The following is a 13983-nucleotide window of genomic DNA, read 5'->3' as shown; positions in this document are numbered from 1 at the left end:
GCCCCGCGCCCCGCGCCAGCGGCGGCCACCCCGCAAAAGCAGCTGTCCGACGACCTGCTGGCCGCGCTGCTTGAGCCCGATCTGGAACAGGCGGCGGTGACCCTGGGCGCGGCGCACGCGCAGTTTCCGGTCGAGGAGGTGGTGCTGGCGGTGGTCGCCCCGACGCTCGCGGAGATCGGGACCCTGTGGGCGCGGGGCGAGATCACCATCGCGCACGAGCATCAGGCCAGCGCCTACCTGCGCGGTCGCCTGATGGGGCTGCTGGAACTCGCGGGCCGCGCCGAGTTCGGCCCGCGTGTGCTGGCCGCCTGTGCTCCCGGCGAGCGCCACGAGATCGGGCTGCTGATCCTGGTGCTGCTGCTGCGGCGCCGGGGAGTGCAGGCCGAGTACCTGGGGGCCGACCTGCCGCTCGCGGACCTGGCCGCCTATGCCCAGCAGCGGCCCGCCGACGCCCTGCTGCTGGGCCTGAACGGCGACTGGGCCCTGGGGCCGACCCAGGCGCAACTCGGGGCCCTGCGCGGCCTGAGGATTCCGGTCTTTTACGGCGGCGGGCTGCTCAATGCCCGCCCCGGCCTCGCCGCCGAGTTCGGCGGACACTACGCGGGGGCCGACGCTCAGAAGGCCGCCGACACCATCGTCGCGGCGCTGCGGCCCGGCGCACACGGCGCACAGGAGGAGTCATGAAGATTCTGGTCACCGGAGCGAGCGGGTTTGTGGGCAAGGCTGTCGTCACGGAACTTGTGCGGCGCGGACACGCGGTCGTGGCCGGATCACGCCGGGGCGAGGGGTTGTCCGGTGCCTCCGGCGTGGCCGTGGACGTGACCGACCCCGGCAGCGTGCTGCGGGCGGTGGCAGGGACCGGGCCGGACGCGCTGATTCATCTGGTGGGCATCATCACGGAAGAAGGCGAGCAGACCTTTGCGCGGGTGCACGTGGAGGGCACCCGGCACGTCCTCGCGTCGGCCCCGCGCCCGGTCCGGTACCTGCACATGAGCGCCCTGGGCGCGGACGAGGCGAGCGCCAGCGGCTACAGCCGTTCCAAGGCGCAGGCCGAGGCGCTGGTGCGGGCGAGCGGGCTGGACTGGACCATCTTCCGCCCCAGCCTGATTTTTGGCCCCGGCGACGACTTTTTCGGGCGGGTGCTGCGCGACCTCGTGAGCACGGCCCCGGTGGTGCCGCAGATCGGTGACGGCAAGTTCCTCTTCCGGCCCGTCAGCGTGCAGGACGTGGCGCTGGCGTTCGCGGGGGCACTGGAGCGGCCGGAGACGGCGGGCCAGACCTACGACCTGACCGGCCCGCAGGAGTACACCTTCCGCGAACTGCTGGAGCTGGAGCTGGGGGCACTGGGCAAACGCAAGCCCATCGTGCCCGTGCCGCTGGGCCTGATGGACCTGATGGTGCCCCTGATGGGAGTTCTGCCCAAGCCGCCCATCACCCGCGACCAGTACGCGATGCTCAAGGCCGGGAACACCGCCCCCCACGAACGCGCCCGCGACACCTTCGGGCTGCCCATGCGGCCCTTGCCGGACGCGCTGCCGGGGATTCTGGGGCGGTAGGGGCGAGGACTCCTCACCCTCTCACCCTGCCGCTTCGCAGCGCCCCTCTTCCGCTGGTAGCGGGACTAAAAAAGCCCTCTCCCTGGCAAGACCCGTGGAGCTACGGAGCAGAGGGTTGGGTGGGGGGGTCTTTTTCCGGCAGCCCCCTCAGAGGCTCTTGGGCAGCTCCTGCAAATACGTCAGCGGCAGGGTGCTCTCGCCCTGCTTGAAGGCGGCGAGGTACCCGGCCAGCGTGCCGCCCGAGCGCTCCACGAAGCGGCCCAGGGCCTGGGCGGTGCCGCCCGAGGCGATCACGTCCTGCACGACCGTGACGCGCTTGCCGCGCAGGCGGTCGGCGTACGGGCCGTCGAGCCACAGCGTCTCGGCCACGCCCATCGTCATGCTGGGCACGTCCTGAATCAGCGGGGACTGCATGTAGGTGCGGCGCTTCTTGCGGGCAACCACGTAGGGCACGCCCGAGCGGTCGCTGATCTCGTGAACCAGGGGCACCGCGTTGGTCACCACCGTGAGCAGCACCTCGGTGCCTTCCGGGATCAGCGGCAGCAGGGCCTCGGCGGCGGCGTTGGTGAACTCGCTGTCGCCCAGGAACTCGACGAGCGGCACCCGTCCCACGCTGCCGACCCGCACGGTGGGCAGGGAGCGGGTCACGCCGCCGACGGTCACGCTGAGGCTGGTCTGCTCGGTCAGGGTCATGGCCCTACCCTAGCGGAAGGCGGGAATCCAGCGCCAGACGGTAGGAATATTCGTCGCTCGGGCGGCCCCGGATCATGTCCGCCCGGGGAGTAAGGCCCGTGCGCCGGAAGCCCAGCCGCTCCAGCAACCGGATGGAGGCGAGGTTGCGGGTATCGACCTGGGCCAGCGCCTCCCGCACCCCCCATTCGCCCGCCAGAAAACCGAGCAGGGCCGTCATGGCCTCGGCCGCGTAGCCCTGCCCCCACGCGAACGGCGCGAGGACGTAGGCCACGTCCGCCTCAGCCAGAGCGGGACGGACGGTCGCCTGCACGGTGCCCAGGGCAGCCCCGCCCGCCCGCGCGAACACCACCCAGTTGAGCCACGCCTCGGCCCCGTCGGGCGAGGTCCGCGTCTCCAGCCGGGCGAAGCGTTCGCGCAGGTCGCCCTCCTGCGGCGGCGAGGACGGCAGGAAGGTGTGGACGCGCGGATCGGCCAAGGCGGCGGCCATGACAGCGGCGTGCCCGGCCTGCTGGGGTTCCAGCGTCAGGCGGGGCGTGAAGAGGCGGGGATTGGGGTCCTGGGGCGCCTGCAACTCAGGAAAACAGCGGCAGGTGTCCCAGCGCCGTGACCTCGGGCCGCTCCTGGCCCTCGGTGAAGACCGCCACGACCGCCGCGACCTCGCCGCCGACCTCCTCGATAATCTGGCGCAGCGAGTGCAGGGTGCCGCCGCTGGAGACCACGTCGTCCACGATGGCGACCTTCTTGCCGCGCACCTTGGGCACGTCGAAGCCGTCGAGGACCAGCAGTTGGGGCTTGCCGGTGGTGATGCTGATGACCTCGCGGGCGACCGGCTCGACCATGTAGGGCTTCTCGGTCTTGCGAATGACGATGTAGGGCTTGCCCGTCTCGCGGCTGATGACGTGCGCGAGCGAGAGCGCCTTGACCTCGGGGGTCACCAGCACGTCGATATCAGCGGGCAGCAGGGCGGCGAGTTCGCGCCCGGCCGCCTCGGTGACCTCGGTGTCGCCCAGCATGTTGAAGAGGGCCACGCTGACGCCGGGGCTGACCTCGACCACCGGCAACTCCCGCGTCACGTTGCCGACCTCGACCTTGTGCATTCTCACGTGCCCGAGTGTAGCGCCCACCTTCATAGGTCGTCGTCACGCCTGCCTCAGCGCGACGACCTCCTCCACCCCGCGCGGTCCCAGCCGGACCAGGAAGCCCGCCGGGTCGCGGTAGGCCATCGCGCTGTCGAGGGCCACGCAGCGCCCGCCCCGGTAGGTCAGCGGCTCGCCGGGACCGGGCGGCCACCCGCCCCCGCCTCCACCTCCCAGCAGCAGCGGCACCGGGGTATGCCCGTGCGCCAGCCGCTGCCCCCCGAAGGTGTTCAGCAGCGCCTGCACCACGGCCTCGCCCCCCGGCTCCGCGAAGGCGAAGCGGGCCGCGAAGTCGCTGGCAAAGTGGGCCCAGGCGTGGGGATCGTCTCCCTGGAGGCGGCGGCGCACGGCGGCGTTGACGGCCTCCACGCTCTCCCCCAGCCCCAGATACAGGGCGCTGTCGGCGTGCAGCAGCAACCAGCGCCCGGCGCGGGCCAGGGCGGGGCGGGCCGCCAGCCACGCGAGGTCGTCCTCATCCAGCGCCCGCAGGTCGGCGGGCTGGCCGCCGTTCTCCAGCCAGTACGCCCGCAGGCCCGAGGGATCGCGNGGCGTTGACGGCCTCCACGCTCTCCCCCAGCCCCAGATACAGGGCGCTGTCGGCGTGCAGCAGCAACCAGCGCCCGGCGCGGGCCAGGGCGGGGCGGGCCGCCAGCCACGCGAGGTCGTCCTCATCCAGCGCCCGCAGGTCGGCGGGCTGGCCGCCGTTCTCCAGCCAGTACGCCCGCAGGCCCGAGGGATCGCGCCGCCCGGAGCCGAAGCGCCGCGCCCCCAGCAGCATCACCTCGTGGTTGCCCAGCAGCGCGGTCACCCGCCCGCCCACCAGCGCGGCCTGCGCCTCCAGCGCCCGGATCAGCCGCACCACCCCCGCCCCGTCCGGCCCCCGGTCGACGTAATCGCCCAGGAAGGCGAGGTGGGCCGCGCCGCCGGTCCAGCCCGCGTCCTCCCCGATCAGCCCCGCGCCGCGCAGCAGCGCCCGCAGCTTGTCCGGCACCCCATGCACGTCGCCCACCACCCACAGGGGGGGCGGGGAGGACGCCGGGATCACCGGGTCAGCTCTCCGGCCTCCTGCTCGGGGGCAGGGTCGTCCTCTGGCCCGTCTCCGGCCTCATCCTGCGGGGCGGGGAGGGTGCGCCAGCCTGTCATCCGGTCGGTGATGTCCTGCTGGAGACGGCGGACATTGCCCTCCATCTGCGAGCGGGCGCCCTCGAGCTGGTGGCGCAGGCGCATGATCTCCTCGACCCCGGCGAGGTTGACGCCGAGTTCCTGGGTCAGGCGGCGAATCTCGCGCAGGTGATCGATGTCGCGCTCGCTGTACAGCCGGGTCTTGCCGCTGCTGCGCCCCGGCCGGATCAGCTGCTTGCGCTCGTAGAGCCGCAGGGTCTGGGGGTGCATGTCCACCAGCTCGGCGGCGATGGAGATCACGTAGACGGGGCGGTCCCGGGGGTCGAGCCTGCCGCCCTGCTCCAGCGGCTGGGGCGCGGCGGCCTGCTCGCGCAGCTCGTCCTCGAGGCGCTCGATCTCGGCCTCGAACTCGCCCTGCAGGTCGTCGAGTTCGTGCTGAAGGCGCATCACCTCCTCGACCCCGGCGAGGTTGACGCCGAGTTCCTGGGTCAGGCGGCGAATCTCGCGCAGGTGCTCGATGTCGCGCTCGGAATACAGCCGGGTCTTGCCGCTGCTCCGGCCCGGACGGATCAGCCGCTTGCGCTCGTAGAGCCGCAGGGTCTGGGGATGCATGTCCACCAGCTCGGCGGCAACCGAGATCACATAGACGGGGCGGTCCTTCGCGTCGGCGGGCATAGGTGGGTTGAGTATACGGGAGGCAAGGTTCTTGAAGGTGGCCAAAGGTGGGAAAGGCGAGCTTGTGCGGGAGGCGACCCCTCCGCCCGTGCCTCTGCGGGTGTGAATTGCAGGTTGGGTCGGTGGGGGCCACAGAATCATATCCACCGTCTGGCGCGAGGGCGAGCTTCACCCGCCACCCCCCTGTCGACACTCTTTGCCGGGACCTGCCAGAACCGTGAATCAGAGGGGCCCTCGGCGAAAGCTGCCCCCTCCCCCCAGCCTGCCGCCCGCCCCCTGCCCCCGCTATCATTCCCGCATGACCCCCTCCCCGACAGATTCCGTCCAGACGGACCTCGCCGCCCTGCTTGACCGCGAAGGGGCCGAGCGCGAGCTGTTCGAGCTGCTGCGGATTCCCTCCGTCAGTGCCGACCCCACCCGCACGGGCGACATGACGCGGGCGGCCGAGTTCCTGCAGCGCAAGCTGGCGTCGCTGGGCTTCTCGGCGCGGGTGGACCCCACCGCCGGGCATCCGCTGGTGTACGCCGAGCGCCTGAACGCCCCGGGCAAGCCCACCGTGCTGATCTACGGGCACTACGACGTGCAGCCCGAAGCCCCGCTGGAGGAATGGACCACGCCGCCCTTCGAACCCACCGTGCGCGACGGGCGCATCTACGCGCGCGGCGCCACCGACGACAAGGGCCAGGCGTACGCCCACGTGCGCGGCGTGGAGCTGCTGCTCTCGCAGGGCGAACTGCCCGTGAACGTCAAGTTCCTGCTGGAGGGCGAGGAGGAGGTCGGCAGCCCCAACCTCGAGCCCTACCTGCGCGAGCACGCCGGGGCGCTGAAGGCCGACGTGATCGTGATTTCGGACGGCAGCCGGTTCGCGCCCGACGTGCCCACTGTGACCTACGGCCTGCGCGGGCTGAGCTACGTGGAAATTCACGTCCAGGGGGCCAACCGCGACCTGCACTCGGGCTCCTACGGCGGTGCGGCGCCCAACCCGATCAACGCGCTGGCCGGGATCATCGCCAAACTGAAGGACGACCAGGGCCGGGTCACCATCCCCGGCTTCTACGACGGGGTGGAGGAACTGACCCCCGAGGAACGCGAGATGTGGGCCAGGCTTCCCCACTCGGACGAGGAGTTCGCGGCCTCCATCGGCGTCCCGGCCCTGCCCGGCGAGGCGGGGTACTCCACCCTGGAGCGCCTGTGGGCGCGGCCCACGCTGGACGTCAACGGCATCTGGGGCGGCTACCAGGGCGAGGGCAGCAAGACGGTGATCGCGGCGAAGGCGGGCGCGAAGGTGTCCATGCGGCTGGTGCCCGGCCAGGACCCCGACCGCATTACCCAGCTCATCAAGGACTACGTGCCCACCATCGCCCCCGCCGGGGTCACGGCGGAGGTGCGCGGGCACCACGGCGGGCAGCCGGTCAAGGTGGACCTCGACTCGCCCTTCGTGAAGGCCGCCGACCGCGCCCTGACCCGCGTGTACGGCAAGCCCGCCGCCTTCGGGCGCACGGGCGGGAGCATCCCCATCGTGGCGGCCTTCCGGTCGCTGCTGGGCGCTCCGGTCCTGCTGGTCGACTTCGGCCTGAACGAGGACGCGCCGCACTCGCCCAACGAGAGCTTTGCCGTGGAGGACTACCACAACGGGATTCTGACGAGCGCGGCGCTCTTGCAGGAGCTGGGAGAGTTGGCAGAGTGACCCCCGGCGCGTCCATGCGCCTGGGCTTCCTCGCCTCTCACGGGGGCAGCGCGGCCCGCTTTCTCACCGCCGCCTGCCGGGAAGGGCGGCTGGACGCCGTACCGGTGGCCCTCGCCAGCAACAACAGCGGCAGCCCTGCGCTGGCCTGGGCACGGGAGGCGGGCCTGGCGTCGGCGCACCTGAGCGCGGCGAGGTTTCCCGACCCCGACGAACTTGACCGGGCGATCCTGGCCTTCTTGCGGGGGGCAGGCGTGGACACGCTGGTTCTCAGCGGTTACATGAAGGCGCTGGGGCCGGGGGTGCTGGGGGCCTACGCGGGCCGGGTGCTGAACATCCACCCCAGCCTGCTGCCCCGGCACGGCGGGCGCGGGATGTACGGGGACCGGGTTCACGCGGCGGTGCTGGCCTCGGGAGACGCGGAATCGGGCGCGACCGTCCACCTCGTCACGGCGGGGATCGACGAGGGGCCGGTGCTGGCGCGGGCGCGGGTGCCCGTGCGGCCCGGCGACACGCTGGAGAGCCTCAAGGCCCGCGTGCAGGCGGTCGAGGGCGAGCTGCTGCTCTCGGCGCTGCGTGGGTTGGGCTCGCGGGCACTGGCATGAAGCGCAAAGTCTTCGACCTGCGCCCGTGGTCCCGCGCCCTGCGGCACACCTAGACCGTGCTGCACGTCCCCGGCTTCGTCATCGTGGACTTCACCGCCCACGAGGTCGGCCGTGTGCTGGACGTGCCGTTCGGGGAGCGGACGGTGCGGATTCTGGACCACGGCTTCCGCTGGGTCCGCGTCCACCCCACGGGCACGGGCGAGGGCACGCTCGGCGACGCCCTGACCGCCATGCTGGACGCCTCGGGCGAGGTCCGGCAGCTCTATGTGGACCTTCACGGGGGCGAGGGCATCGGCGAAGGCGGCCTGCCCTGGTGCGACGACCTCTATCTGGACGTGATCGCGGACTGGACCCCGGACGGGCGCGTCACCGAGACGCACGTCATCGACGGCGACGAGCTGGAGGAGGCGGTGGGGGCCGGGTTGGTCACGCCTGCACTGGCGGAGGCGGCCTGGACGCGGGCGCGGGGGGTGGAGGCGGCGCTGCGGGCGGGAACGTATCCGCCGCTGCGGGTGATGACCGACTACCTGCGCGACCCCTACACCTGAACCCTGGCCGGGGTTTGCTTTTCGGAGGCTGACCCGCTAATCTTCTGTGCGCTGGAACGGTGCCCGAGTGGTTGAAGGGGCACGCCTGGAAAGCGTGTGTACGGGCAACCGTACCGAGAGTTCGAATCTCTCCCGTTCCGCCAGCCTTTGCCCCCGCGCCCTCCCCGGTGCGGGGCTTTTCGTCGGTCGGTCTTGGGGAGGGAGGGAGGCTAGAGCATTTGACAGAATTACGGCCCCCGGGGAAAGGCGCCCCAGGTGCCTCCCCGAATGCCCAATGCTCTTCTTCAATTCGCTCGCTCTGCTGCGCAGCTTTGCAAGTCCGCTCGGCCAACGAATGCGGAAACCCACCGCCTTCTTATGGCAAATGCTCTAAGGTGGGACGGTGGCCGACACGCTGCTCACCCTGCTGCTGTGGTTGCCCCTGGCCCTCCTGCTGGGCTCTGCGCTGCTGGGCCCTCGCCGCCCTTGGCGAGCGCTGGCGCACCGGGGCCTCTGCTGCCGGATGGCGGGCGGCGACGTCTCTGGCAACGGCGGCGGCTTGTGGACCACTGGCGTGGGCACCCATCGACGCGCTTCTGGGAGGGAACGGGACCAGCTTGGGCAGCCCGCTTCCGCCATTGTTGCTGATGGGATGGTCGGCGCGGCTCTGTACATCCCCGCACTACGGCAGACCCGCCAGGAACGCGGACGGCCCACGGCCGGGCTGCGGCTGTGGCCTCTGGCCTTCCTGCTGCTGATCGTGCTGTGGGGGGCGTGGAACCTGCGGTCCTGATCCCTACCGTCCCGCCCGCCACGCGCTCAGCAGCGGCAGCAGGGCCAGTACGGCGCAGGCGTAGGCGAGCACCGGAAAGCCCGCACGCGCGATGATCAGGCCGCCCAGCAACGTCCCCGCCCCGGCCGCCACGTACCCCAGGCCGTCGGTCACGCCCTGCGCGGCGGGGTGACGCGAGAGGGCCTTGCTGCCCGACACGAAGGCGAGGTTCCAGCCCAGCCCCAGCACGAACATGCTGACGCCCAGCCACGCGGTGCCCGGCAGGGTGGCCGTGAGCGCCGCCGCCCCCAGCAAGGCGGAGCCGCCCACATACCCCACCCGTACGCCCAGACGGTCGATCAGCGGCCCGGTCAGCCAGCCGAAGCCGAACATCCCGACGATGTGGCCCGAGATCAGCGCCGCGACCCCGGCGTGGTCCACACCCATCTCGTGGGCGCGGTGGGGGGTCAGGCTCATCAGGGTGACCATCAGGCCCTGCGCGGTGGCGAGGGCCAGGGCGGTGGAGCGCACGCCGGGCTGCCGGAAGGTGGCAGCAAAGCCGGGACGCGCCCCCGCCACCCGCTGCGCCGGACCTGCCACCGGACGCCACACCAGCATGAGAAGGGCCGCCACCCCCAGCAGGCCGCCGCCCACCAGCCATCCGGCGACCTCGGGGCTGGCGCCCAGGCGCTCGCCCAGCCGCTCCACCCCGCCGGAAAACCCGGTCATCAGCAGCGAGCCTGCCACGCTCATCAGCATCAACAGGCCCAGGGCGGTGCCCCGGCGCGACTCGGGCACGCTCTCGGCGGCGGCGTAGCGGGCCTGCTGGTAGCCGCCCTGCGCCGCGCCCATCAGTGAGGCTCCCAGCAGGAAGACGGGCAGCAAACCCGCCCGCGCCCCCGCGAACCCCAGCCCCGCCCCCACAGCTCCCAGCACGAAGGCCGAGGCCAGCCCCACCCGCCGCCCCCGCGAGAGCATCAGCGCTCCGAACAATCCCGCCGAGAGCGCGGCCGACGCGCTGATCAGGGTGGCGGGCAGGCCGATCAGGGACGTAAAGCCCAGGTTGCCCACCACCAGCGCCGCGAGGATGGTGCTGACGGTGGTGGCCCCGGTCGCCAGCGCCTGCGCGGCGTACAGCGGAAAAAGCCGCCCCAGCGGCAGGGCGGGAGCGGCGGCGGTGGGAACGGCGGGGGCGGGGGCGGGCGGCTCAGCCACCCTGGGCCGCCCAGCGCTGGGCCACGGCGGTCTTCAGGTACGCGGCGGCGTCCTGGGTGCTCGCGCCGGGCGTGAAGACCTTGCCCACGCCGAGTTCTTCGAGCTTGGGCAGGTCCTGATCGGGAATGATGCCCCCCCCGAACAGGATGATGTCCTCGGCCCCGCGTTCGCGCAGCAGCGCCGTCACCTCGCGGAAATAGTGCATGTGCGCCCCCGACAGCACGCTGAGGCCGATGGCGTCCACGTCCTCCTGAATGGCGGCGTTCACGATCATCTCGGCGGTCTGGCGCAGGCCGGTGTACACCACTTCCATTCCGGCGTCGCGCAGCGCCCGCGCGACCACCTTGGCGCCCCGGTCATGGCCGTCCATGCCGGGCTTGGCGATCAGGACCCTGATGCGGCGATCTTCCATAGTCTGTTTCCTCCTGAAACCTGCTCTTGGAGCGCATTGTAGCCGTCTCCCGCACGCAGAACCCTTCAGGCAGGGGTCACCCGGACAGTCCAGGATGGGAGGGTGCGAATACCCTTGGCCCTGAGTCTGGCGCTGGTGACGGCTGCCCAGGCCGCCGTACCTCTTCCTACCCCCGTGCAGAGCATGACGCACCCGAACGCCCGAACGGCCCAGCACGTGGACCGTCTGCGTGCCGTGGCGACCGATGCAGACGGCGGGGCCGCCGTGCTGGTGCCGCGCACGGGCACGCCGCGCACCGTGAGGTTGCCCAGAAGCAGCAGGCTCTATTCGTCTCTCGTCACGCCGGGGGGCCGCACGCTGGCCGTGCAGGTGGACTATGCGACGTGCCAGGTCAAGGTCGCGGTCTGGAACCTGACGTCCGGGAAAGTCATTGCTCCCCTGCGCGGCCACTTCGCACGCGCCCTCGGCTGTGACAGGGCAGACGGAACCGACGAACTTTTCGGCACCCACTTCACTCCGGATGGCGGCTTTCTCATCACCCACAGCGCGGCGGGGCTGCGCCGCTGGGATGCGCGAGGTGGACAGCCGCTCCAGGCACTGCCGGGCACCTTTTTCAACGTCAGCATCAGCCCGGATGGCCGTTCGGTGGCCGCGCTCGCCCAGAACCGCCGGGTGGAGGTCTGGACCTCCGACCTCACGCGCCGCCTCAAGGTCCTGCCGCAGCAGCCCGCCGACTGCTTCCGGGCGTCGGGCATGTTCCCCAGCGGCGTGGCCTGGAGCGCCGACAGCACCAGACTGGCCTTTTCCTGTGACCGGGAAGTGCGGGTCTGGAACGTACAGGCCGGGGGGCTTCGCGGGTTGCAGCGGGAACAGAAGGTGGACGCTCCCGATGCCCCCACTTTCAGCCCGGACGGGCGCTTCGTGGTGGCCGACGAGGACGCGGCGGGCGTGGCGGTCTGGAACGTGGCGAGCGGTCAGCGGGTCGCGCAACTGAAAACCCCCGGCCCCAGCGTGCAGGTCACGGACGTGGAGGTCACGCCGGGCAACATGCTCTTCGCCGCGCTGGACGACGGCCGCATCCTGCGGGCGAATCTGAATCAGCCCGCGCAGGTGCTGGAGCCGCTGCGCCCCTTCCCCGGTGGGGCCAGACTGTGGCCCACCCTCGCCGTCAGCCGTGAGGGAGACCGCCTCGCCGTGGCCTCCGGGGATGGCCGCCTGAACGTGTACGCGCTGCCGGGGAACTGAGCCGCTCTATCCGCCCCGCGCCGCCCGCTCTACCCGCGCCACCACCCGTTCCCGGCCCAGCGCCTCCAGCATTTCAAACATGCCGGGGCTCTCGCCCGTGCCCGCGACCGCTGCCCGCAGGGGCTGCATCACCTTGCCGGGCTTGAGGCCGCGCTCCTCGGCAAAGGCCCGCAGCTCGGCCTCGGTCGTGGCCTGGTCGAAGGCGGGCAGGTTCTTCAGGCGGGCGGCGAGGTTGCCCAGGAAGGGGCGGCCCTCCTCGATCAGCTTCTGCGCCTTCTCGTTGACGGGGTAGTCCTCGGACCAGAAGTAGGAGGTCTTTTCCAGGAACTCGGAAAAGACGTCCATCCGGGGAATCATCATGCGGACGACGGCGCGGAAGTACTTGTCCAGCGGCAGCTCGTGCTTCTGCCCCGCGAGGTAGGCGTGCAGCCGCTTCGCCACCTCGTCTTCGCTCAGCACCTCGCGCAGGTACTTGCCGTTCATCCATTTCAGCTTGTCGAGGCTGAAGACCGGGCCGCCCAGGGTCACGTCCTCCAGCCGGAAGACGCGCTGGAACTCGGCGAGGTCGAAGAGTTCCAGACCGTCGGGATGCGTCCAGCCCATCGTGGCGAGGAAGTTGAGCATCGCCTCGGGCAGGAAGCCCTGATCCATGTACCACTCCACCGAGGTGGGGTTCTTGCGCTTGCTGATCTTGGATTTGTCGGCGTTGCGCAGCAGCGGCATGTGCGCCCAGACGGGTTCGGGCCAGCCGAAGGCGCGGTACAGCAGCACATGGATGGGCGTGGAGGTGATCCATTCCTCGGCGCGGACGACGTGGGTGACTTCCATCCGGCGGTCGTCCACCACGTTGGCGAGGTGGTAGGTGGGAAAGCCGTCGGCCTTGAGCAGCACCTTGTCGTCGATCTCGCGGTTCTGGAAGGCGATGGGCTTGCGGAGGCTGTCGTTCACGACCGTCTCGCCCTCGCGCGGAACCTTCAGGCGAACCACGGCGGCCTCGCCCGCGTCCACCCGGGCCTGCGCCGCTGCCGGGTCGAGGTCGCGGCTGGGAACGGCGATCACGCGCCCCTCCCCCTGGGCCTGCTCGCGCAGGGCCGACAGTTCCTCGGGCGTCTCGAAGGCGTGGTAGGCGTGCCCGGAGGCGACGAGCTGGCGGGCGTAGTCTCCGTACAGCCCCGTGCGCTCGGACTGGCGGTAGGGACCGTTGGGGCCGCCCTGCAGGGGCGATTCGTCGGGGGTCAGGCCCAGCCACCCCATCATCTGGAAGATGCGCGTCTCCGAGTCCGCGACGTAGCGGCCCCGGTCGGTGTCCTCGATGCGGAGGATGAAGCGGCCCTCCTCGCCGCGTGCGCGGGCCTGCGCGGCGAGGGCGTGGTTGAAGAGGCCGATGTAAGCGGTCCCGACGTGCGGGTCTCCGGTGGGGCTGGGGGCGATGCGGGTGACGACAGGCATATGGGGGCCATGTTACGAGAGCAGGGCGGGATACGGGGCCGGAGGCAGGGCGCCCTATCCTCGGGGCCATGCTCTCCGCCCAGACCACCCGCTTTTTCGGCTACTACCCCGGTACCGTCGCCCTCGTGACCGCCGAGCACGCGGGGACGCGCAACCTCCTGAGCGTGGGCTGGCACACCGCGCTGAGCGCCGAGCCGCCCCTGTACGGGGTGGCGGTGGGGCGGGAGCGGGCCACCCACCCCTTGATCGTCGGGAGCGGGTGCTTCGGCGTGAACTTCCTCCCCTTCGCGGCGGCGCGGGCGGTGCAGGGGGCGGGGGTGCTGAGCCTGCACGACCTGGATGGGCACGGGGGCGGCGACAAGTTCGGGCGGCTGGGGCTGGAGACGCTGCCAGACGCGGGGCTGGCCCTCGCGGACGCGTACCTGCACTACACCTGCGAGGTGGTGGAGGCCGTGCCCACCGGGGACCACGACCTGTTCGTCGGGCGGGTGACGGGGGTGCGGTATGACCCGGCGATGTACGACGGGGAGGGCCTCTTCGCGGGCGAGGCCGCCGTGTACCTGGGCCGCAGCGCCTACGTGACGACGACGCGGGAGCGGGTGGCCTACCCGCCGGAGGTCTTCGGGGACTGACGGCGGTGTTCCGTTGCGTTGGAGGGAGGACAGCACCCCCCTCAACTCCACTCCAACCGCTGCCTGTGGCAGCCACCCGCTCCGCTCGCCCCACAAGACCTGAAGGAAAGGCCCTCAGGTCTTGTGGTTACCGCTGTGAACGGCGTCCCGCCCCCGCGCCACGTCCCGCACCCCGCGCCGCCCGAAGGCGTGGGCGAGGTCGCGCTCGGGCAGGCGCAGCACGGTGGGCCGCCCGTGCGGGCACGACCAGGGCTGCTCGC

Annotated in this window: 17 protein-coding genes and 1 tRNA gene; 9 read left to right on the top strand and 9 right to left on the bottom strand. The window is 71.6% G+C overall.

What is annotated here, in order from left to right; translation table 11 throughout:
• Both QOL99_RS09065 and QOL99_RS09060 read left to right on the top strand, forming a co-directional pair.
• A partial coding sequence (locus tag QOL99_RS09065; protein WP_285523162.1) for a cobalamin B12-binding domain-containing protein occupies window positions 1-684 on the top strand: 684 nt, incomplete at its 5' end.
• Entirely contained in the window at window positions 681-1556 is an 876-nt protein-coding gene (locus tag QOL99_RS09060) for a complex I NDUFA9 subunit family protein (RefSeq protein WP_285523161.1), read from the top strand. The genes QOL99_RS09065 and QOL99_RS09060, both read left to right, overlap by 4 nt.
• A 147-nt stretch (window positions 1557-1703) precedes the next feature.
• Here QOL99_RS09060 and QOL99_RS09055 read toward each other — a convergent pair whose 3' ends face one another.
• The 6 genes from QOL99_RS09055 to hspR all read right to left on the bottom strand — a co-directional run bounded on the left by QOL99_RS09055 (window position 1704) and on the right by hspR (window position 5182).
• Entirely contained in the window at window positions 1704-2249 is a 546-nt protein-coding gene (locus QOL99_RS09055) for a phosphoribosyltransferase family protein (protein ID WP_285523159.1), read from the bottom strand.
• Between the two features lie 4 nt (window positions 2250-2253).
• Window positions 2254-2820 carry a GNAT family N-acetyltransferase gene (locus QOL99_RS09050; protein ID WP_285523157.1) on the bottom strand — a complete coding sequence of 189 codons (567 nt, stop codon included), beginning with the start codon at window positions 2818-2820 and terminating at the stop codon, window positions 2254-2256.
• 1 nt (window position 2821) lies between these two features.
• Entirely contained in the window at window positions 2822-3346 is a 525-nt protein-coding gene (locus tag QOL99_RS09045; RefSeq protein ID WP_407650160.1) for a phosphoribosyltransferase family protein, read from the bottom strand.
• A 42-nt stretch (window positions 3347-3388) separates the two neighbouring features.
• Window positions 3389-3802: a hypothetical protein gene (locus QOL99_RS09040; RefSeq protein ID WP_285523153.1), complete on the bottom strand. Its 414-nt coding sequence runs from the start codon at window positions 3800-3802 to the stop codon at window positions 3389-3391.
• A 55-nt stretch (window positions 3803-3857) separates the two neighbouring features.
• On the bottom strand, window positions 3858-4394 hold the full coding sequence (locus QOL99_RS09035) for a metallophosphoesterase (protein ID WP_456318852.1): 537 nt from the start codon (window positions 4392-4394) through the stop codon (window positions 3858-3860).
• Window positions 4395-4426: 32 nt separating this feature from the next.
• Window positions 4427-5182, bottom strand: a complete 756-nt coding sequence (gene hspR, locus QOL99_RS09030; RefSeq protein ID WP_285523150.1) for a heat shock protein transcriptional repressor HspR, fused homodimer type — start codon at window positions 5180-5182, stop codon at window positions 4427-4429.
• 298 nt (window positions 5183-5480) lie between these two features.
• On the opposite strand from hspR, the gene QOL99_RS09025 reads away from it, so the two are divergent.
• From QOL99_RS09025 to QOL99_RS09005, 5 genes are all read left to right on the top strand, one after another.
• On the top strand, window positions 5481-6869 hold the full coding sequence (locus QOL99_RS09025; RefSeq protein ID WP_285523147.1) for a dipeptidase: 1389 nt from the start codon (window positions 5481-5483) through the stop codon (window positions 6867-6869).
• A gap of 14 nt (window positions 6870-6883) precedes the next feature.
• Window positions 6884-7471 carry a phosphoribosylglycinamide formyltransferase gene (purN, locus tag QOL99_RS09020; RefSeq protein WP_285523163.1) on the top strand — a complete coding sequence of 196 codons (588 nt, stop codon included), beginning with the start codon at window positions 6884-6886 and terminating at the stop codon, window positions 7469-7471.
• A gap of 56 nt (window positions 7472-7527) precedes the next feature.
• A complete protein-coding gene (locus QOL99_RS09015) occupies window positions 7528-8019 on the top strand; it encodes a DUF402 domain-containing protein (protein ID WP_285523146.1) in 492 nt (163 codons plus the stop codon).
• A 53-nt stretch (window positions 8020-8072) separates the two neighbouring features.
• Window positions 8073-8162, top strand: a tRNA-Ser gene (locus tag QOL99_RS09010).
• A gap of 239 nt (window positions 8163-8401) precedes the next feature.
• Window positions 8402-8791 (top strand): hypothetical protein, encoded by a 390-nt coding sequence (locus tag QOL99_RS09005; protein WP_285523145.1) that lies wholly within the window; start codon window positions 8402-8404, stop codon window positions 8789-8791.
• A gap of 3 nt (window positions 8792-8794) precedes the next feature.
• Here the strand turns inward: QOL99_RS09005 and QOL99_RS09000 are convergent, their stop codons facing one another.
• Both QOL99_RS09000 and QOL99_RS08995 read right to left on the bottom strand, forming a co-directional pair.
• Complete coding sequence (locus QOL99_RS09000) at window positions 8795-9985, bottom strand: MFS transporter (RefSeq protein WP_285523143.1); 1191 nt, start codon at window positions 9983-9985, stop codon at window positions 8795-8797.
• A complete protein-coding gene (locus QOL99_RS08995; RefSeq protein WP_285523141.1) occupies window positions 9978-10397 on the bottom strand; it encodes a cobalamin B12-binding domain-containing protein in 420 nt (139 codons plus the stop codon). The genes QOL99_RS09000 and QOL99_RS08995 overlap by 8 nt, the downstream gene beginning before the upstream one ends.
• Window positions 10398-10499: 102 nt before the next feature.
• Between QOL99_RS08995 and QOL99_RS08990 the strand changes: the two genes are divergently transcribed.
• Window positions 10500-11642: a WD40 repeat domain-containing protein gene (locus QOL99_RS08990; RefSeq protein WP_285523140.1), complete on the top strand. Its 1143-nt coding sequence runs from the start codon at window positions 10500-10502 to the stop codon at window positions 11640-11642.
• A 6-nt stretch (window positions 11643-11648) separates the two neighbouring features.
• Here the strand turns inward: QOL99_RS08990 and gltX are convergent, their stop codons facing one another.
• Window positions 11649-13091 carry a glutamate--tRNA ligase gene (gene gltX, locus QOL99_RS08985; RefSeq protein ID WP_285523139.1) on the bottom strand — a complete coding sequence of 481 codons (1443 nt, stop codon included), beginning with the start codon at window positions 13089-13091 and terminating at the stop codon, window positions 11649-11651.
• A gap of 68 nt (window positions 13092-13159) precedes the next feature.
• Here gltX and QOL99_RS08980 point away from each other — a divergent pair, with 68 nt between their 5' ends.
• The gene (locus tag QOL99_RS08980) at window positions 13160-13723 is read left to right on the top strand and encodes a flavin reductase family protein (RefSeq protein ID WP_285523138.1); all 564 of its coding nucleotides are present in this window, start codon (window positions 13160-13162) and stop codon (window positions 13721-13723) included.
• Window positions 13724-13983 lie beyond the last annotated feature (260 nt).

This window comes from Deinococcus rhizophilus (assembly GCF_030271215.1).
Taxonomy (GTDB): Bacteria; Deinococcota; Deinococci; order Deinococcales; family Deinococcaceae; genus Deinococcus; species Deinococcus rhizophilus.
The sequence above is the reverse complement of the archived record's forward strand: the minus strand, read 5'-3'. Positions and strand labels throughout refer to the sequence as shown.

Excerpts from the sequence above, each read along its gene's own strand:
- QOL99_RS09060 (WP_285523161.1), top strand. The coding sequence starts at position 681 with ATGAAGATTCTGGTCACCGGAGCGAGCGGGTTTGTGGGCAAGGCTGTC.
- QOL99_RS09055 (WP_285523159.1), bottom strand. The coding sequence starts at position 2,249 with ATGACCCTGACCGAGCAGACCAGCCTCAGCGTGACCGTCGGCGGCGTG.
- QOL99_RS09045 (WP_407650160.1), bottom strand. The coding sequence starts at position 3,346 with ATGCACAAGGTCGAGGTCGGCAACGTGACGCGGGAGTTGCCGGTGGTC.
- hspR (WP_285523150.1), bottom strand. The coding sequence starts at position 5,182 with ATGCCCGCCGACGCGAAGGACCGCCCCGTCTATGTGATCTCGGTTGCC.
- QOL99_RS09025 (WP_285523147.1), top strand. The coding sequence starts at position 5,481 with ATGACCCCCTCCCCGACAGATTCCGTCCAGACGGACCTCGCCGCCCTG.
- purN (WP_285523163.1), top strand. The coding sequence starts at position 6,884 with ATGCGCCTGGGCTTCCTCGCCTCTCACGGGGGCAGCGCGGCCCGCTTT.
- QOL99_RS08995 (WP_285523141.1), bottom strand. The coding sequence starts at position 10,397 with ATGGAAGATCGCCGCATCAGGGTCCTGATCGCCAAGCCCGGCATGGAC.
- gltX (WP_285523139.1), bottom strand. The coding sequence starts at position 13,091 with ATGCCTGTCGTCACCCGCATCGCCCCCAGCCCCACCGGAGACCCGCAC.
- QOL99_RS08980 (WP_285523138.1), top strand. The coding sequence starts at position 13,160 with ATGCTCTCCGCCCAGACCACCCGCTTTTTCGGCTACTACCCCGGTACC.